General features: G+C 69.4%; 19 protein-coding genes. 14 read left to right on the top strand and 5 right to left on the bottom strand.

Annotated elements, in window-relative coordinates:
- Positions 1–79 precede the first annotated feature (79 nt).
- On the bottom strand, positions 80–1,363 hold the full coding sequence (eno, locus tag ACE3OG_RS04830; RefSeq protein WP_374306403.1) for a phosphopyruvate hydratase: 1,284 nt from the start codon (positions 1,361–1,363) through the stop codon (positions 80–82).
- Positions 1,364–1,805: 442 nt separating this feature from the next.
- Between eno and ACE3OG_RS04825 the strand changes: the two genes are divergently transcribed.
- Entirely contained in the window at positions 1,806–2,357 is a 552-nt protein-coding gene (locus ACE3OG_RS04825) for a lytic transglycosylase domain-containing protein (protein ID WP_374306402.1), read from the top strand.
- Positions 2,358–2,366: 9 nt separating this feature from the next.
- On the opposite strand, the gene ACE3OG_RS04820 is transcribed toward ACE3OG_RS04825, so the two are convergent.
- Positions 2,367–2,951, bottom strand: a complete 585-nt coding sequence (locus tag ACE3OG_RS04820) for a TetR family transcriptional regulator (RefSeq protein WP_374306400.1) — start codon at positions 2,949–2,951, stop codon at positions 2,367–2,369.
- Between the two features lie 188 nt (positions 2,952–3,139).
- Here ACE3OG_RS04820 and queF point away from each other — a divergent pair, with 188 nt between their 5' ends.
- Entirely contained in the window at positions 3,140–3,601 is a 462-nt protein-coding gene (gene queF / locus ACE3OG_RS04815) for a preQ(1) synthase (RefSeq protein ID WP_374306399.1), read from the top strand.
- Between the two features lie 19 nt (positions 3,602–3,620).
- Here the strand turns inward: queF and ACE3OG_RS04810 are convergent, their stop codons facing one another.
- Entirely contained in the window at positions 3,621–4,580 is a 960-nt protein-coding gene (locus ACE3OG_RS04810; RefSeq protein WP_374306397.1) for a DnaJ C-terminal domain-containing protein, read from the bottom strand.
- A gap of 151 nt (positions 4,581–4,731) precedes the next feature.
- Positions 4,732–5,205 (bottom strand): RT0821/Lpp0805 family surface protein, encoded by a 474-nt coding sequence (locus ACE3OG_RS04805; RefSeq protein WP_374306396.1) that lies wholly within the window; start codon positions 5,203–5,205, stop codon positions 4,732–4,734.
- 64 nt (positions 5,206–5,269) lie between these two features.
- On the opposite strand from ACE3OG_RS04805, the gene pdxH reads away from it, so the two are divergent.
- From pdxH to ACE3OG_RS04770, 7 genes are all read left to right on the top strand, one after another.
- Positions 5,270–5,872 (top strand): pyridoxamine 5'-phosphate oxidase, encoded by a 603-nt coding sequence (gene pdxH, locus ACE3OG_RS04800; RefSeq protein WP_374306603.1) that lies wholly within the window; start codon positions 5,270–5,272, stop codon positions 5,870–5,872.
- Complete coding sequence (locus ACE3OG_RS04795; RefSeq protein WP_374306395.1) at positions 5,869–6,339, top strand: NUDIX hydrolase; 471 nt, start codon at positions 5,869–5,871, stop codon at positions 6,337–6,339. The genes pdxH and ACE3OG_RS04795 overlap by 4 nt, the downstream gene beginning before the upstream one ends.
- Before the next feature lie 45 nt (positions 6,340–6,384).
- Positions 6,385–6,972: a TIGR02301 family protein gene (locus ACE3OG_RS04790; RefSeq protein ID WP_374306394.1), complete on the top strand. Its 588-nt coding sequence runs from the start codon at positions 6,385–6,387 to the stop codon at positions 6,970–6,972.
- Positions 6,973–6,989: 17 nt separating this feature from the next.
- The gene (locus ACE3OG_RS04785; protein ID WP_374306392.1) at positions 6,990–7,967 is read left to right on the top strand and encodes a P1 family peptidase; all 978 of its coding nucleotides are present in this window, start codon (positions 6,990–6,992) and stop codon (positions 7,965–7,967) included.
- Between the two features lie 67 nt (positions 7,968–8,034).
- Complete coding sequence (gene purB / locus ACE3OG_RS04780) at positions 8,035–9,354, top strand: adenylosuccinate lyase (RefSeq protein ID WP_374306391.1); 1,320 nt, start codon at positions 8,035–8,037, stop codon at positions 9,352–9,354.
- A 20-nt stretch (positions 9,355–9,374) separates the two neighbouring features.
- Entirely contained in the window at positions 9,375–10,010 is a 636-nt protein-coding gene (locus tag ACE3OG_RS04775) for a hypothetical protein (protein ID WP_374306390.1), read from the top strand.
- A 4-nt stretch (positions 10,011–10,014) separates the two neighbouring features.
- Entirely contained in the window at positions 10,015–10,566 is a 552-nt protein-coding gene (locus ACE3OG_RS04770) for an RBBP9/YdeN family alpha/beta hydrolase (RefSeq protein ID WP_374306388.1), read from the top strand.
- Positions 10,567–10,637: 71 nt separating this feature from the next.
- Here the strand turns inward: ACE3OG_RS04770 and ACE3OG_RS04765 are convergent, their stop codons facing one another.
- Complete coding sequence (locus ACE3OG_RS04765; RefSeq protein ID WP_374306387.1) at positions 10,638–11,963, bottom strand: dihydroorotase; 1,326 nt, start codon at positions 11,961–11,963, stop codon at positions 10,638–10,640.
- A gap of 86 nt (positions 11,964–12,049) precedes the next feature.
- Between ACE3OG_RS04765 and ACE3OG_RS04760 the strand changes: the two genes are divergently transcribed.
- From ACE3OG_RS04760 to ACE3OG_RS04740, 5 genes are all read left to right on the top strand, one after another.
- Entirely contained in the window at positions 12,050–12,889 is an 840-nt protein-coding gene (locus tag ACE3OG_RS04760; RefSeq protein ID WP_374306386.1) for a folate-binding protein YgfZ, read from the top strand.
- 3 nt (positions 12,890–12,892) lie between these two features.
- Positions 12,893–13,483 carry a DNA-3-methyladenine glycosylase I gene (locus ACE3OG_RS04755; RefSeq protein ID WP_374306384.1) on the top strand — a complete coding sequence of 197 codons (591 nt, stop codon included), beginning with the start codon at positions 12,893–12,895 and terminating at the stop codon, positions 13,481–13,483.
- Complete coding sequence (locus ACE3OG_RS04750; protein WP_374306383.1) at positions 13,480–14,118, top strand: phosphohydrolase; 639 nt, start codon at positions 13,480–13,482, stop codon at positions 14,116–14,118. Before ACE3OG_RS04755 ends, ACE3OG_RS04750 begins: the two co-directional genes overlap by 4 nt.
- Before the next feature lie 73 nt (positions 14,119–14,191).
- On the top strand, positions 14,192–14,704 hold the full coding sequence (locus tag ACE3OG_RS04745; RefSeq protein WP_374306382.1) for a tyrosine phosphatase family protein: 513 nt from the start codon (positions 14,192–14,194) through the stop codon (positions 14,702–14,704).
- Positions 14,705–14,775: 71 nt separating this feature from the next.
- Positions 14,776–15,057 carry an exodeoxyribonuclease VII small subunit gene (locus tag ACE3OG_RS04740; RefSeq protein WP_374306381.1) on the top strand — a complete coding sequence of 94 codons (282 nt, stop codon included), beginning with the start codon at positions 14,776–14,778 and terminating at the stop codon, positions 15,055–15,057.
- The last annotated feature ends 47 nt before the right edge of the window (positions 15,058–15,104 follow it).

Genomic DNA, 15,104 nt, shown 5'->3' with positions numbered 1-15,104 from the left:
AGCCTCGCCCAATAAGGTTACGAGAGGCTTAAGCCGGCGCGGCGAAGAGAGCCGCCGCGCCGCGTGGGGCACAAGCCCGTCAGTCGAGCGCCTTCAGCGCCTTGCGGCCGGCGTAGACCGCCTGCGACCCAAGCTCCTCCTCGATGCGGATGAGCTGGTTGTATTTCGACGTGCGGTCGGAGCGCGCCAGCGAACCGGTCTTGATCTGCCCGCAATTCGTCGCGACCGCGAGGTCGGCGATGGTCGAATCCTCGGTCTCGCCGGAGCGGTGCGACATGACCGCCGTGTAGCCGGCGCGCTGGGCCATGTCGACGGCGGCGAGCGTCTCGGTCAGCGAGCCGATCTGGTTGACCTTGACGAGGATCGAATTGGCGACGCCCTGCTTGATCCCCTTCTCCAGCCGGGCGACGTTGGTGACGAAAATGTCGTCGCCGACCAGTTGGACCTTGCGCCCGAGGAGGTCGGTCAGGATTTTCCAGCCGGCCCAGTCGTCCTCCGACATGGCGTCCTCGATGGTGACGATCGGATAGGCCGACTGAAGCTTGGCGAGATATTCGGCCTGCTCCTGCGGCGAGCGCTTCACGCCCTCCCCCGCATAGACATAGGCGCCATCCTTGAAGAACTCCGTCGCCGCGCAGTCGAGGCCGAGGGCGACGTCCTCGCCGGGTTTGAACCCAGCCGCTTCGATCGCCTGCACGCAGAAGTCGAGCGCCGCCTCGGCCGATGGCAGATTGGGAGCGAAGCCGCCCTCGTCGCCGACGTTGGTGTTGTGGCCAGCCTTCTTGAGCTGGCTCTTCAGCACCTGGAACACCTCGGAGCCCCAGCGCACCGCGTCGGCGATCGAATCGGCGCCCATGGGCAGGATCATGAACTCCTGAAAGTCGATCGGATTGTCGGCGTGCGCGCCGCCGTTGATGATGTTCATCATCGGCACGGGCAGCACATGGGCGTTGACGCCGCCGATATAGCGATAGAGCGGCAGGGCGGCGGCGGTGGCGGCCGCCTTGGCGACGGCGAGCGAGACGCCGAGGATGGCGTTGGCGCCGAGCCTGGCCTTGTTCGGCGTCCCGTCGAGGTCGATCATGATCTGGTCGATCTTGGCCTGATCCTCGGCCTCGAGGCCGCTCAGCGCCTCGAAGATGTCGCGGTTGACGCTTTCCACCGCCTTGAGGACGCCTTTGCCGCCGAAGCGCGACTTGTCGCCGTCGCGAAGCTCGACCGCCTCGTGCGCGCCGGTCGAGGCGCCGGAGGGAACGGCGGCGCGGCCGTGCGAGCCGTCCTCGAGCGTCACGTCGACCTCGACGGTCGGATTGCCGCGGCTGTCCAGAATTTCGCGGGCGGCGATGTCGATGATCGCGGTCATGGCGGCTCCTTAAGGCGATTCTCGGGGGGCGGGTGTTGAGGCGGCTTTCTTCGACGCCGGGCTGTCGCGCAAGGCTTTTACGACGAAGCTACGCCTGACAAAAGGCCCCGTCGGACGGGCGGAGCTTGGAATTTTTTAACGCGCCGACGATAATTTCAGCACGCGCCGGAAGGCGGCCGCGGACGGAGCCTCTCGGGAACGTCACGCCGGAACGGATAAGACGTTGAACGCAAGCGCCGCACGCCGAGCGAGATTGACCAGCCTTCTGGCCTGCTGCGCGCTCGCGGCGACGACGTCCGCGTCCGCGCTGGAGGCGCCCGCCGCCGCGCCGGCGCCGCGCCCGGCGGACATCGACGCGCCGCCGCGCGCGGACCCGTCTCCAGAGGCTGTCGCGGTCGCGCCGGCGGCCACAGGCGCTGGGCCTCGCGCAAAATTTCGCGCGTTGCTGCAAAAGGAGGCCGCGAAGACGGGATTGCCGGTCGACGTCGCCGACGCGGTCGTCGCGATCGAAAGCGGCTATGATCCGTCCGTCGTCGGCTCGGTCGGCGAGATCGGCCTGATGCAGGTGCGCCCGCAGACCGCCGCCATGCTCGGATTTCGCGGCGACGACGCGGAGCTCGCGCGCCCGGAGGTCAATATCCGCTACGGCGTCGCCTATCTCGCCCAGGCGTGGCGCCTCGCCGGGGGCGATCTGTGCCGGTCGCTGATGAAATATCGCGCCGGGCACGGCGAGGAGCAGATGACGCCGCTCTCGGTCGAATATTGTCGCCGCGCCCGCGCCCATCTCGCTTCGGCCGGCTCCGCGCCGGCGATGCTGTCCGGTCCCCTCCCCGCGCCGTCCGAGGCGGCGCCTGCGCGTCTGCGCATCGCGCGGCCCGGCCCTCGTCGCGGCACGGAGGCGGCGAGCCGCCTGTTCTGGGCCGCGCAGGAAGCGCGCGTCGCCGCGCTGACGCGCAAGCTTCATGCGAAATGGCGGCGCATGGCTTCGCGCTGACGGCCTGCGTCAGCGCGCCGAGAGGCCGCGCAGGACGAGCCTGAAGACGGCGTCGAATCGCGCCTGCGCCTGCGGCCGCCGCCACTCCGCCGCATGCTCGGGCCGCCAGAACGGCGCCGTCGCGTCGAGGATGGCGCGCGCCGTCGTCCCCGCGTCCGCCGATTCGAACGCGCCCTGGGCCATTCCGTCATCGAGCATCTTGGCGAGATGGGCGGCGCGGCGCTCGACCTCCACGTCGATCGCTTGGCCGCCGCGCCGCGCAAGCTCGCGGAAGGCGTCGAAGAGCTCCGGATCGTTCTGGACCTTCGCGGCCTGCGAGGCGATCAGCACGTCGAACCAGCGGCGCATCCGCTCGGGCGCCGGCCCGTGCTCCGCCGCGATCACGGCGAGCGGTCCGGCGAGGCGGTCGAGCCATCGTTCGATCGCGGCGTCCACCATGTCCGCCTTGCCGTCGAAGTGGCGATAGAGGGCGCCGTGGCTGACTTTAAGAGCCTTGGCGACGTCGACGACGCTGATCTTGGCGAGCCCGAACCGGCGCAGCGCCGTCTCCGTCGCTTCGATGACGTGCTCGCGGGAAATCTTCTCCTCGGCCATTCCACTTTCAGACAAACACATGATTCATGATGACAGAAACAAATATCTGTCATCATTATTCATAAATTGCAATATGAGAACAAGGATGACGTCAACATCCGTAGCGCTCGCCGCATGGCGCTCGTTGGACGGACGGCGCGAACCCATGCTAGGCGGCGGGCCGCCCTGCGTGAAAAGAGAGTGCTGGAATGGTTAAGGTTCGAAGCGGCGCGAGCCTGCTCGGCGCCGATGTCCGGGCGCCCGCCTCGCCGGACGAGGCGACGCTTGAGCGCGTGCCCAATCCGCATCCGGGCGCGCTCTATCTCGCGCGCTTCACCGCGCCGGAGTTCACGTCGATCTGCCCGGTGACCGGCCAGCCCGACTTCGCGACCCTGATGATCGACTACGTTCCGGGCGACTGGCTGGTCGAGTCGAAGTCGCTCAAGCTTTACCTCGGCGCCTTCCGCAATCACGGCGCGTTCCATGAGGACTGCACCCTGCGCGTCGGCAAGGATCTCGTCGAAGCGCTCGCCCCGCGCTGGCTGCGGATCGGCGGCTACTGGTATCCGCGCGGCGGCATCCCGATCGACGTGTTCTGGCAGACGGGCGCTCCGCCGGAGGGACTCTGGCTGCCCGACCAGGGAGTTCCGCCCTATCGCGGCAGGGGGTGAGCGGCGCCGGCGGCCGCCGTCAGCCGAGGTCGCCGCGCGGGTTGTAGGGCTTCTGCGCCTCCCATTTCTTCATGAGGGCGGCGAGCTCCTCGTCCTTCTCCTCGGGCAGGACGACGCGCAGCGTCACGAACAGGTCGCCGGCCGGCGCGCCGGCCGCGCCCGGCAGGCCCTTGCCGCGCAGCCGCAGCGTGCGCCCGCCGTTCGAGCCGGCCGGCACAGCGAGCTCCACCGCGCCGTCGAGCGTCGGCGCGTTGACCTTGCCGCCGAGCACAGCCTCATAAAGCGTCACCGGCAGGTCGAGGCGCAGGTCCCGGCCCTCGACGCGAAAGAACGGATGTTTCGCGATCTTCACCGTGACGAGGGCGTCGCCGGGCTCGCCGCCGCCAAGGCTCGGATGGCCCTGCCCCTTGAGGCGGATCTGCTTGCCGTCCTCGATGCCGGCGGGAATCCTGACCTCGAGCGTGCGCCCGCTCGGCAGGGTCACGCGCGCCGTCGTTCCCTTGACGGCGTCGGCGAGGCCGACCGTCACGGTCGCCGTCATGTCCTCGCCGCGCTGCGGCGGCGGAGGCGGCGCTCCGCGTCCGCGGCGTCCCGCCGCTCCGCCGAACATCTCGCTCAAGATGTCGCTCGCGTCGAAGCCTCCGGCGCCCGGCCGGCCGCCGCCGAAATTGAACTCGAAGCCCTCGAAGCCCTGCCCCGCCGAGCGCCGGCCGAAGCCGCCGGGCCCGGCGCCGAACCCCTCGAAGCCCGGATGGCGCGGCTTGCCCTCGGCGTCGATCTCGCCCCTGTCGAAGGCTGCGCGCTTCTTCTCGTCGCCGAGGATCTCGTAGGCCGTGTTGATCTCGGAGAATTTCTCCTTGGCCTTCGGCTCCTTGCTCTGGTCGGGATGGTACTTCTTGGCGAGCTTGCGGAAGGCGGCCTTGATGGCGGCGGCGTCGGCGCTCTTCGCGACGCCCAGGACTGTATAGGGATCAGGCATAGTTCGAGCTCACTCCACGCGCCCGCCCGGCGTGGCGCGAACGCGATCAATCCGTCATCGGACGGTCATGCATCGACGCACAGATGGGGGATTCGAGGCGCTCGCGCAAGCTTCGCCGGCCGTAAGCTTCGCCGGTCGCAGCGAGGGTCCGTCAGGCCCGTTTCGTCTCGCGGGACCGCGCGATGGTCCAGTCGCCGTTCTTGTCGGCGCAGGCGACGCCCTCGACGCGGCGGGAGGCGTCTCCCGCCTTCGCCTGCGCGCGAAAGGCGCGGCACACCTTGCCGTCGTCAGGATATGGGGGCGCGAGCGGAGCGAACACGCCCTTCGCGCCGGATTGGGGATTGTCCCAGGCGACCTCCGCCCCATTGCCCTGCGGATCGAGCGCCGTCGACAGCGCCGCGCGCGCCCGTCGCCAGTCCTCCGCGTCGAGAAGCGAATCGAGGGGCGACGGCTCGATCGATCCGGTGACGTCGTCGTTGTCGGTCGAAAAGCGCGCGACCTGCATGGTGAACGCGCAGCCGCTCAGGAGGCTCGCCGCGAGGGCGACGGCGGGCAGGCCGCGGGCCGCACGCGCGGCGCTGGAGGCGAAGCCGGAACGGTGATAATGGCCCGAAAGCCATTTCATGGGCGCCAAGGTCGCAACGCTCGCGAATAAGTTGTCGTTCGGAGATCTAGCCGTGAACAAGTTAATGGGGGGTGACTTCACACAGGCGCAGGACCCCTTCGACCTGTTCGCGCAATGGTTCGAGGACGCGAAGGCCTCCGAGCCGAACGACCCCGACGCGATGGCCCTCGCCACCGTCGACGCCGACGGGTTGCCCGACGTGCGCATGGTGCTTCTGAAGGAGGCGAGCCCGAGAGGCTTCGTTTTCTACACCAACGCCGAGAGCGCCAAGGGCCGCGAGCTCGCCGCCGCGATGAAGGCCGCCGTCGTCATGCACTGGAAGTCGCTGCGCCGGCAGGTGCGTCTGCGCGGCGCCGTCGAGCCGGTGAGCGAGGCGGAGGCCGACGCCTATTTCGCGTCCCGCGCGCGCGACAGCCGCATCGGCGCCTGGGCGAGCCAGCAGTCGCGCCCGCTCGAAAGCCGATTCGCGCTCGAGAAGGCGGTCGCGAAATACGCCCTGAAATATGCGGTCGGCGAGATCCCGCGCCCGTCCTACTGGACCGGCTACCGCATCGTTCCGACGCAGATCGAGTTCTGGTCGGACGGCGCCTTCCGCCTCCATGACCGCGTCGTCTTCCGCCGGACGGACGCAGCCGCGCCATGGACGCGCGAGCGTCTTTATCCGTGAGCGGCGACGCGTCCTCGCACGCCGGAAGCCGCCTCTATCCGGCCCTCCCGCTGCTCGCCGTCAGCGTCTGCGTGTTCCGCGGGGCGCAGGCGCTGCTCGCGACGCGCACTCGCCCGCCCTTCGAGGGCGCTTTCTCGCTGCCCGGCGGCCTCGTCGAAGCGGGCGAGACGCTGGAGGCCGCGGCGCTGCGCGAGCTTCTGGAAGAGGTCGGCGTCGAGGCGCGCGTCCTCGGCTTCAACCGGCACGTCGAATCGATCGAGCGCGACGAGGCCGGCGGCGTCAGGCGGCACTTCGTCATCGCCTCCTTCGTCGCCGAATGGATCGCCGGCGAGGGGACGCCCGGACTCGAGGCGGGAGAAGTCGCCTGGGCGGCGCCCGAGGCGCTCGACGCGATGACGCTGACGCCGATGACGGCCGAGGTGGTGCGCGCCGCCGCCGCTCTGGCGCCGCGCCTGCGCGCGGGCTGAAGCCGCGGTTTTCCGGCGTGGCGAAAGGAGCTAGAGTCGCCTCCGATGCGAGCGGCGGACAGGACGACGCGACGAATTTTCCAGGCGCGACGCTCAAGGCTCGCCCTCGCGCTTTCGGTTGTCCTGTCGTGCGCCCTTGCGGTCCCCGCCTTCGCCCAGCTTCCGGACTGGCTGCGCATCCCCTTCCTCACGCCGTCGCCTCCCGCAGCTCCTCCCGCCCCGCCGATGGAGGCGCCGAAGTCGGCGAAGCCGAAGCCGAAGAAGGAGGCGAAACCCACCGCGAAGGAGCCGAAGAAGGCGGAGGCGCCCGCCGGCCCGCCGCCCGAGCCGCCTCCCCCGCCCTACGAGCCGCAGGCGCTGCGGCTCGCCGAGATTCTCGGCGCGCTCGCCTATCTTGAGGACATCTGCGGCGCGAGGGAGAACTGGCGCGGCCGGATGCAGGAATTTCTCGACGCGGAGGCGCGCACGCCGGACCGCAAGGAACGCCTCGCCGGCGCCTTCAACCGCGCCTTCCACGATTATGAAGCCTCCTATGGCGCCTGCACCGCCAACGCCGAGGCCGCCATCGTTCGATTCCTCGGCGAAGGCGGGCGCATCGCCCGCGACGTCGCGACGCGCTACAGCGGCGTCTAGATTTTCGGGAGCGGCCCTTGAAAAACCTCATCACCGACGTCGCGGGCGTCCTCGTCGGCTGCGCGCAGGACGAAAAGCTCGCCTCCGGCGTCACGGCCGTCGTCTTCGAGGCCCCCGCCGTCGCCTCGATCGCCATCCATGGCGGCGCGCCGGCGGTGCGCGACGCGAGCCTTCTGGAGCCCGGCTTCACCGTCGAGACGGTGGACGCGCTGGTCCTCTCCGGCGGCTCGGTGTTCGGCCTCGACGCCATGGGCGGGGTCATCGCCTCTTTGGGTGCGAAAGGGCGCGGCTTCGCCGTCGGCGACGTGAAAGTTCCGATCGTTCCCGGCGCGGCGCTGTTCGATCTCCTCAATGGCGGCGACAAGGATTTTCCCGACGCCGTCTACTGGCGTCTCGGCCGCGCCGCGGCGCAGGCGGCGGGCGAAGCCTTCGCATTGGGCACGGCGGGCGCAGGCTATGGCGCGACGACCGCCAATCTCAAGGGCGGCCTCGGCTCGGCGAGCGCCATGACCGCCGGCGGCTTCACGGTGGGAGCGATCGTCGCGGTCAACGCCGTCGGCTCGGCCACAATCGCCGACGGGCCGCATTTCTGGGCTGCGCCGCATGAGAGAGGCGCGGAGTTCGGCGGCCTCGGCTGCCCCGCCGTCTGGCCGCAGTTCGATTTCCAGATCAAGAGCGTCGAGCCGTGCAATACGACGATCGCCGTCGTCGCCACAGACGCGGCGCTGACGAAGGCGCAGGCGAAGCGCCTCGCGGTCATGGCCCATGACGGCATGGGCCGCGCGCTGCGACCGACTCATGCGGCGATGGACGGGGATACGGTGTTTTCCGCAGCCACCGCGCGGGCCGAAAGGAAGCCGAGCCTCGCCGATCAGGCCGAGATCGGGACGCTCGCCGCCGACTGCCTCGCGCGCGCCATCGCGCGCGGGGTGTACGAGGCGGACGCGCTGCCGCTCAGAGGCGCGCAGCCGGCGTGGCGCGACGCGTTCGGGTGACGGCGCTTTGCCTTCCTTCCGCCTCCCATGCTAGAGCGCTCCCACCCCACGAGAGCGTCCTTCACTCATGATCCCCCGCTATTCCCGCCCAGAGATGACCGAAGTCTGGGACGCGCAGACGCGCTTCCGCATCTGGTTCGAGATCGAGGCGCACGCCTGCGACGCGCTCGCCGAGATCGGCGTGATCCCGAAGGAATCAGCCAAGGCGATCTGGGAGAAGGCCGGCGGCGTCAGCTTCGACGTCGCCCGCGTCGACGAGATCGAGAAGGTGACGAAGCACGACGTCATCGCCTTCCTCACTCATCTCGCCGAATTCATCGGCCCCGATTCGCGCTTCGTGCATCAGGGCATGACCTCCTCGGACGTGCTCGACACCTGCCTCTCCGTGCAGTTGAAGCGCGCCGCCGACATTCTGATAGCCGACCTCGACGCCTTGCTCGCGGCGCTGAAGAAACGCGCCTATGAGCACAAGCTGACGCCGACCATCGGCCGCTCGCACGGCATTCACGCCGAGCCCGTCACCTTCGGCCTCAAGCTCGCGCAGGCCTACGCCGAATTTTCGCGCGCGAAGGAAAGGCTTCTCGCCGCGCAAAAAGACATCGCAGTGTGCGCCATCTCCGGCGCCGTCGGCACCTTTGCCAACATCGACCCGCGCGTCGAGGCGCATGTCGCCGAAAAGCTCGGCCTCGCCGTCGAGCCCGTCTCGACGCAGGTGATCCCGCGCGACCGCCACGCCATGTTCTTCGCGACGCTCGGCGTCGTCGCCTCCTCGCTCGAACGGCTCGCGATCGAGATCCGCCACCTGCAGCGCACCGAGGTGCTGGAGGCGGAGGAATTCTTCTCGGAGGGGCAGAAGGGCTCCTCCGCCATGCCGCACAAGCGCAATCCGGTGCTGACCGAGAACGTCACCGGCCTCGCCCGCCTCGTGCGCGGCATGGCCCTGCCGGCGATGGAGAACGTCGCGCTCTGGCACGAGCGCGACATCTCCCATTCTTCGGTCGAGCGCATGATCGGCCCCGACGCGACGGTGACGCTCGACTTCGCGCTGCATCGCATGACGGGCGTGATCGAAAAGCTGCTCGTCTATCCCGTCAATATGAAGAGGAATCTCGACCGCCTCGGCGGCCTGATCCATTCGCAGCGCGTGCTGCTCGCGCTCACCCAGAAGGGCGTCTCGCGCGAGGACGCCTACACATATGTCCAGCGCAACGCCATGCCGGTGTGGCGCGGCGAAGGCGACTTCCTCACGCTGCTCAAGGCCGACAAGGACGTTCGCGCGCGATTGAGCGAGGCCGAACTCGAAGAGCTGTTCGATCTCGGCTATCATCTGAAACACGTCGACCTGATCTTCGCGCGCGTCTTCGGACAGCAAGCGCAGGCGGCCTGAACCGGCACGAAAGAGACACCATGCCCGCAGCCGACAGCCTCGAAGCCGCCATCGCCGTCGTCACCGCCGAGCCGCGCCTCCATGCGCGCTGGCTCAACACTTTTTCCTATCTCGAATATGTCGGCTTCCGGAAGATCGTCAAAAGCCAGCGCGCCGAGACGGTCGACAGCGAGCTTCTGACCCATGCGCTCGAGGAAGGCCGGCACGCGCTCGGCCTCAAGAAGCTCGCGGTCAAGCTCGGCGGCGAGGAGTTCGAGGCCTACGCGCCAGAGCTGCTGCTGTGCGGCGATGACGCCGAGGCCTATTTCCAGAACCTCGACGCCGGCTGCGACGCGCTGTTCGCCCATCTGCCGGACGCCCAGCGCGCCAAGGTCGTCTATTGCTACGTGACCTGGCTGATCGAGCGCCGCGCGCTCGACGTCTACGGACGCTACAAGGCCGCGCTCGGGACCTCGCCGCTCGCCTCGCGCATCGCCGGGCTGCTGATGGAGGAGGAGAAGCACCTCGCCGACATCAATCGCGAGATCGCCAAGGCCGACCCCGAGTTCCAGACGCGGGCGCCTGAGCTCGAGGCGCTGGAGAAGCGGCTTTACGAGACCTTCCTCGGGCAGCTCAGCGCCGAGCTTCAGGCGTCGCGCCCGCGCGCTTCGGCCTGACGCCTTGCGCACGGCCGACGCCGACATCCTGCTCGTGCCGGGCCTTGGCGGCTCCGGGCCCGATCATTGGCAGAGCCGGTGGGCGGCGAAGCTGCCGACTTCGCGGATCGTCGCGCAGGACGATTTCGACAGGCCCGATCTTGCCGCCTGGCGGGCGCGGCTCGTCGAGGCGGTTCACGCCGCGAGCCGCCCTGTCGTGCTCGTCGCCCATAGCGTCGGCGCGCTGGCGGTCGCCCATAGCGCGGAGGCGTTGAAGGGCCTTCCTGTCGCCGGCGCTTTCCTCGTCGCGCCGCCTTCGCCGGAGGCGGTCGCGGCGCTCCCGGCGGTCGACGCGGCCTTCGCCGCCGATCCGCTCGAGAAAACGCCCTTCCCGACGCTCGTCGTCGCGAGCCGGAACGACGTCTACTCGCGTTACGAGGACGCCGAGCGGCTCGCCAACACCATCGGCGCCGAGCTCGTCGACGCGGGCGAGTCCGGCCATATCAACGTCGACTCCGGCCACGGACCATGGCCCGAGGGACTGATGCGCTTCGCGGGCTTTCTCAAGAAACTATAGCAAGCCTTGGAAAGATATAGATTTCTATCTTGACGTGATGCGTGAGGAAGCTGGAGCGAAGGCGTTTCGTTCTAAAGCGCCGCCTGAAAGCGCACCGGCTCGCCGCGCGAGGGCGCTACGATCTCGCCCTCCCACATCACCCGCGTCCCGCGCACGATCGTCCCGACCGGCCAGCCCGTGACGCTCTTGCCGTCATAGGGCGTCCAGCCGCAGCGCGAGGCGATCCAGCCGTCGGTGATCGTCTCGCGGCGCTTGAGGTCGACGATCGTGAAATCGGCGTCGAAGCCTGCGGCGATGCGGCCCTTGCCGGCCATCCCGAACAGCCGCGCCGGCCCGGCGCTCGTGAGGTCGACGAAGCGCTCGATCGAAAGGCGCCCCGCCGCGACATGATCAAGCATAACCGGCACGAGCGTCTGCACGCCGGTCATGCCGGACGGGCTTTGCGGATAAGGCTTGGTCTTCTCCTCCAGCGTGTGCGGCGCGTGATCCGAGCCCAGAATGTCGACGACGCTGTCAGCGAGGCCGCGCCACAGCGCCTCGCGATGGCCGGCGTCGCGCACCGGCGGATTCATCTGCAGCTTCGTCCCGAGCCGGGCGTAGTCGTCCGCGCTCATGGTGAGATGATGCGGCGTCGCCTCAACGCTGGTCAGATCCTTGTTCTGGCGCAGGAATTCGATCTCGCCGGCGCTTGAGACATGCAGCACGTGGACGAGCGCGCCATGCTCGCGGGCGATGCCCACGAGGCGCCGCGTCGCCTTCAGCGCCGCCTCTTCGTCGCGCCAGACCGGATGAGACGAAGGATCGCCTTCGACCCGCAAGCCCTTGCGTTCGTTGAGCCGCGGCTCGTCCTCGGCGTGGAAGGCGGCGCGCCGGCGCGTGCGCTTCAAAACCTCGGTCAGCCCGGCGTCGTCGGCGACGAGCAGCGAGCCTGTCGACGAGCCCATGAACACCTTGATCCCGGCCGAGCCCGGCAGGCGCTCGAGCTCGGGGATGTCGCCAACATTGTCGACCGTGCCGCCGACCCAGAAGGCGAAGTCGCAATGCATGCGATGGCGCGCCCGCGCGACCTTATCGGCGAGGCTCGCCGCGTCGGTCGTCAGCGGATTGGTGTTCGGCATCTCGAACACCGCCGTCACGCCGCCGAGGACTGCGGCGCGCGAGCCGGTCTCGAGGTCCTCCTTATGGATCAGGCCCGGCTCGCGGAAATGCACCTGCGTGTCGACGACGCCGGGCAGGATCGTCAATCCCCTCGCGTCGATGGTCTCGCCGGCGCTTGCGCCCCCGAGCGCGCCGACGGCCGCGATCCTGCCGGCGACGACGCCGACGTCGCGTTCTCCGACGCCATTGTGGTCGACGACGACGCCGCCGCTGAGCAGAAGATCGAAAGTTTGCGGCATCGCCAGTCCGTGAGTAAAACGCCAGTGCGCCGGCGCGGGAGCCTGAGGATTAGCCCTCGCCCGTCGCCCAGTCGAGGTCGAACGCCATGGAAAGTCGTGTCTGCCTCCTGCCGGACCGCGGCGTCCTGAAGCTCGCCGGGACGGAGACGGCCGGGCTCCTGCAACGGCTCGTCACCAACAGCGTGCTCGACATCCAGGCCGGCGACAGCCGCTTTTCGGCGCTGCTTTCGCCGCAAGGCAAGGTGCTGTTCGACTTCTTCGTCGCGCCCCTTCCCGAAGGCGCCGAAGCCGGCTTCTATTTCGATTGCGTGCGCGATCAGGCGGGCGCCCTCGCGCAGAAGCTGAACCTCCACAAGCTGCGCGCAAAGGTGAATATATCCGACATGTCCGACGCGCTCGGCGTCGCCGCCGCGCTCGACGCGCCGCCGCCCGCGATCGAGGGAGCGGTCGTCTACCGCGACCTGCGCGCCCAGGGCATGGGGTGGCGGGTCATTGCGCCGCGCTCGGCCCTCGCGGCCGCCGCCGACGCGGACGAATCGGCCTATGAGGCGCGCCGCGTCGCGCTCGGCGTGCCGCGCGGCGGTCGGGACTTCGCCTATGGCGACGCCTTCGTGCAGGACGTCAATCTCGACCAGCTGAACGGCGTCGACTTCAAGAAGGGATGCTACGTCGGGCAGGAGGTCGTCGCCCGCGTGCATCACCGCCAGTCGGCCAAGAAGCGCATCGTGCAATTCAGCTTCGAAGGCGCGGCGCCCGCGCCTGGAACCGAGATCGCGGCGGGCGGCCCCCCGCTCGGCCAGGTCGGCTCGACGGCGGACGGCAAGGGCCTCGCCATGATCCGTCTCGACCGACTCGAGGACGCGCGCGCCGCCGGTGCGGTGGTCAGGGCCGGCGAAACGCCGATCGTCGTAGTCCCGCCGGCCTGAGCGATGGCGTCCGCCGAACCCGTCCGCTGCCCCTGGCCGGGCGCCGACCCGATCTATGTCGCCTATCACGACACGGAATGGGGCGTCCCCGAATATGACGGCCGCGCGCTGTTCGAGAAGCTTATCCTCGACGGCTTCCAGGCCGGGCTCTCGTGGATCACGATCCTGCGCAAGCGCGAGGCCTTCCGCAAAGCCTTCGACGGCTTCGACCCCGAGCGCATGGCGCGCTGGGGGCCGGACAGGATCGAAGCGCTGATGGCCGACGCCGGGATCGTGCGCAACCGCGCCAAGATCGAGGCGGCGGCGCGCTCGGCCCGCGCCTTCCTCGCGATCGAGGAGCGGGAAGGCTTCTCGAACTATCTCTGGGGCTTCGTCGACGGCGCTCCCGTTCAGAACCGCTGGCGCGCGCTCTCGCAGGCGCCGGCGCAGACGGCGATGTCCGAGCGCCTCGCCAAGGACCTGCGCGCGCGCGGCTTCAACTTCTGCGGGCCGGTGATCGTCTACGCCTTCTGCCAGGCCTGCGGCCTCGTCAACGACCATCTCGTCGACTGCTTCCGCTGCGAGGAGTGCGCGGCGCTGGCGCGGACGTCGTGACCGCGACGCGCGAGGAGCCGGCGCCGCAGCGCGCCTGGGTGCGGCTCTATTCGGGCAAGCGGCTTGACCTGCTCAATCCCACGCCCTTCGACTGGGAGGACTCCGACCTCGCCATGGGGCTCGCGCGCACCTATCGCTGGGGCGGCCACTCGAAATGGGAGCTGCCGCTGTCGGTCGCCCAGCATTCGCTGTTCGTGCTGGCGCTGCGCCGCCGCTGGAGCCCGGACGCCGACGATCCGCGCGCGGATCTGCGCGAGCTGCTGCATGACGCGGACGAGGGCCTGCTCGGCTTCGACTGCATCTCTGTGGTCAAGCCCTTCCTCGGTCCGGCCTTCCGCGCCCTGACCGCGAGCCTCGAGCGCGCCGTCGCGCTGCGTTACGGGCTGGCGCCATGGACGTCGGCGCAGCGGCGTCCGCACAAGCGCGCCGACCGGATCGCCGCCGCCTCCGAGGCGGTGCACGTCGTCGGCTGGACGCCGCGCGAGGTGCGCGCGACCCTGCGCATTCCGCATAGCCCGCTCGAGCTCGACCCGCTCGCCGCCGTCTATGGCGGAACGCCATGGGAGCCCTGGGCGCCGACGCTCGCCGCCGAACGTTTTCTCTTCGAGTTGCGCGCTCTTTGCGCGCGCCTATAAATTTGATGAAGTCGATGCCGCGAAACGATATGCTGCATTGCGGCGCAACATTGCGCCTGCCGGGGCCGAATTCATGAGCCGTCTTCACGTATGCTCGCTGGCGCGGGTCCCGCAGGTGCTGCGGGAGACGGGCGCGCGCAGCCTCGTGACGCTGCTCGATTCGGAAACGCCGGCGCCGCGGCCGGCCGACATCGCGCCCGAGCAGCATCTGCGCGTCGCGCTGTCCGACATCGTGACCGCGATGGACGGCCATGTGCTGCCGGCCGAGGCGCATGTCGCCGCCCTCATCGACTTCGCGCAGGCCTGGGACCGCGCCGCGCCGATGCTGATCCATTGCTACGCGGGCGTCAGCCGCTCGACGGCGGCGGCCTTCATCGCCGCCTGCGCGCTCAACCCTCGCCGCGACGAGTTCGACGTCGCCGGCCTGTTGCGCCTGCGCTCGCCGACCGCGACGCCCAACGCGCGGATGGTCGAGATCGCCGACGTCATGCTGCGGCGCAAGGGCCGCATGACCGCGGCGATCCGCGGCATCGGCCGCGGCGCGGACTGCTTCGAGGGCGTGCCCTTCGCGCTGGAGCTGCGTTAGGCCGCCGCGTTTGCGTGAGCCGGGGCGATCCATATATGCCTTGCGTTCCGCCGCGAAGAACGAGCCCGCGCATGGCCCTTTCCCCCCAGACCGCCGCACCGGCCGCCGACCAGAGCCTTCCCGACGTCGCCGCCCTGCCCTTCGAGACGGCGCTCGCCGAGCTCGAAAGAATCGTCGACCAGCTCGAGAAGGGCGCCGTCGGCCTCGACGAGTCGATCGCTCTCTACGAGCGCGGCGAAGCGCTGAAGGCGCATTGCGCGAAGCTGCTCGACGACGCCGAGGCGCGCATCGAGAAGATTTCGCTCGGGGCGGACGGCCGCCCGTCCGGCGTCGAGCCGCTCGACGTCGACTGAGCGCCGCGCGCTCATTTCCTCTTTGTCCTTTTTGGCGAGGACCGCCG

This window comes from Methylocella sp. (assembly GCF_041905455.1).
Lineage (GTDB): Bacteria > Pseudomonadota > Alphaproteobacteria > Rhizobiales > Beijerinckiaceae > Methylocapsa.
This window is presented reverse-complemented; position numbering and strand designations above follow the sequence as displayed.

What these genes read in the sequence shown, in the direction of transcription:
- ACE3OG_RS04760 (WP_374306386.1), top strand. Translation starts at nt 12,050, where the DNA reads ATGGAAAGTCGTGTCTGCCTCCTGCCGGACCGCGGCGTCCTGAAGCTC.
- ACE3OG_RS04790 (WP_374306394.1), top strand. Translation starts at nt 6,385, where the DNA reads ATGCGAGCGGCGGACAGGACGACGCGACGAATTTTCCAGGCGCGACGC.
- ACE3OG_RS04745 (WP_374306382.1), top strand. Translation starts at nt 14,192, where the DNA reads ATGAGCCGTCTTCACGTATGCTCGCTGGCGCGGGTCCCGCAGGTGCTG.
- ACE3OG_RS04755 (WP_374306384.1), top strand. Translation starts at nt 12,893, where the DNA reads ATGGCGTCCGCCGAACCCGTCCGCTGCCCCTGGCCGGGCGCCGACCCG.
- purB (WP_374306391.1), top strand. Translation starts at nt 8,035, where the DNA reads ATGATCCCCCGCTATTCCCGCCCAGAGATGACCGAAGTCTGGGACGCG.
- ACE3OG_RS04810 (WP_374306397.1), bottom strand. Translation starts at nt 4,580, where the DNA reads ATGCCTGATCCCTATACAGTCCTGGGCGTCGCGAAGAGCGCCGACGCC.
- ACE3OG_RS04805 (WP_374306396.1), bottom strand. Translation starts at nt 5,205, where the DNA reads ATGAAATGGCTTTCGGGCCATTATCACCGTTCCGGCTTCGCCTCCAGC.
- ACE3OG_RS04765 (WP_374306387.1), bottom strand. Translation starts at nt 11,963, where the DNA reads ATGCCGCAAACTTTCGATCTTCTGCTCAGCGGCGGCGTCGTCGTCGAC.
- ACE3OG_RS04740 (WP_374306381.1), top strand. Translation starts at nt 14,776, where the DNA reads ATGGCCCTTTCCCCCCAGACCGCCGCACCGGCCGCCGACCAGAGCCTT.
- ACE3OG_RS04820 (WP_374306400.1), bottom strand. Translation starts at nt 2,951, where the DNA reads ATGGCCGAGGAGAAGATTTCCCGCGAGCACGTCATCGAAGCGACGGAG.
- ACE3OG_RS04775 (WP_374306390.1), top strand. Translation starts at nt 9,375, where the DNA reads ATGCCCGCAGCCGACAGCCTCGAAGCCGCCATCGCCGTCGTCACCGCC.
- queF (WP_374306399.1), top strand. Translation starts at nt 3,140, where the DNA reads ATGGTTAAGGTTCGAAGCGGCGCGAGCCTGCTCGGCGCCGATGTCCGG.
- eno (WP_374306403.1), bottom strand. Translation starts at nt 1,363, where the DNA reads ATGACCGCGATCATCGACATCGCCGCCCGCGAAATTCTGGACAGCCGC.
- pdxH (WP_374306603.1), top strand. Translation starts at nt 5,270, where the DNA reads ATGGGGGGTGACTTCACACAGGCGCAGGACCCCTTCGACCTGTTCGCG.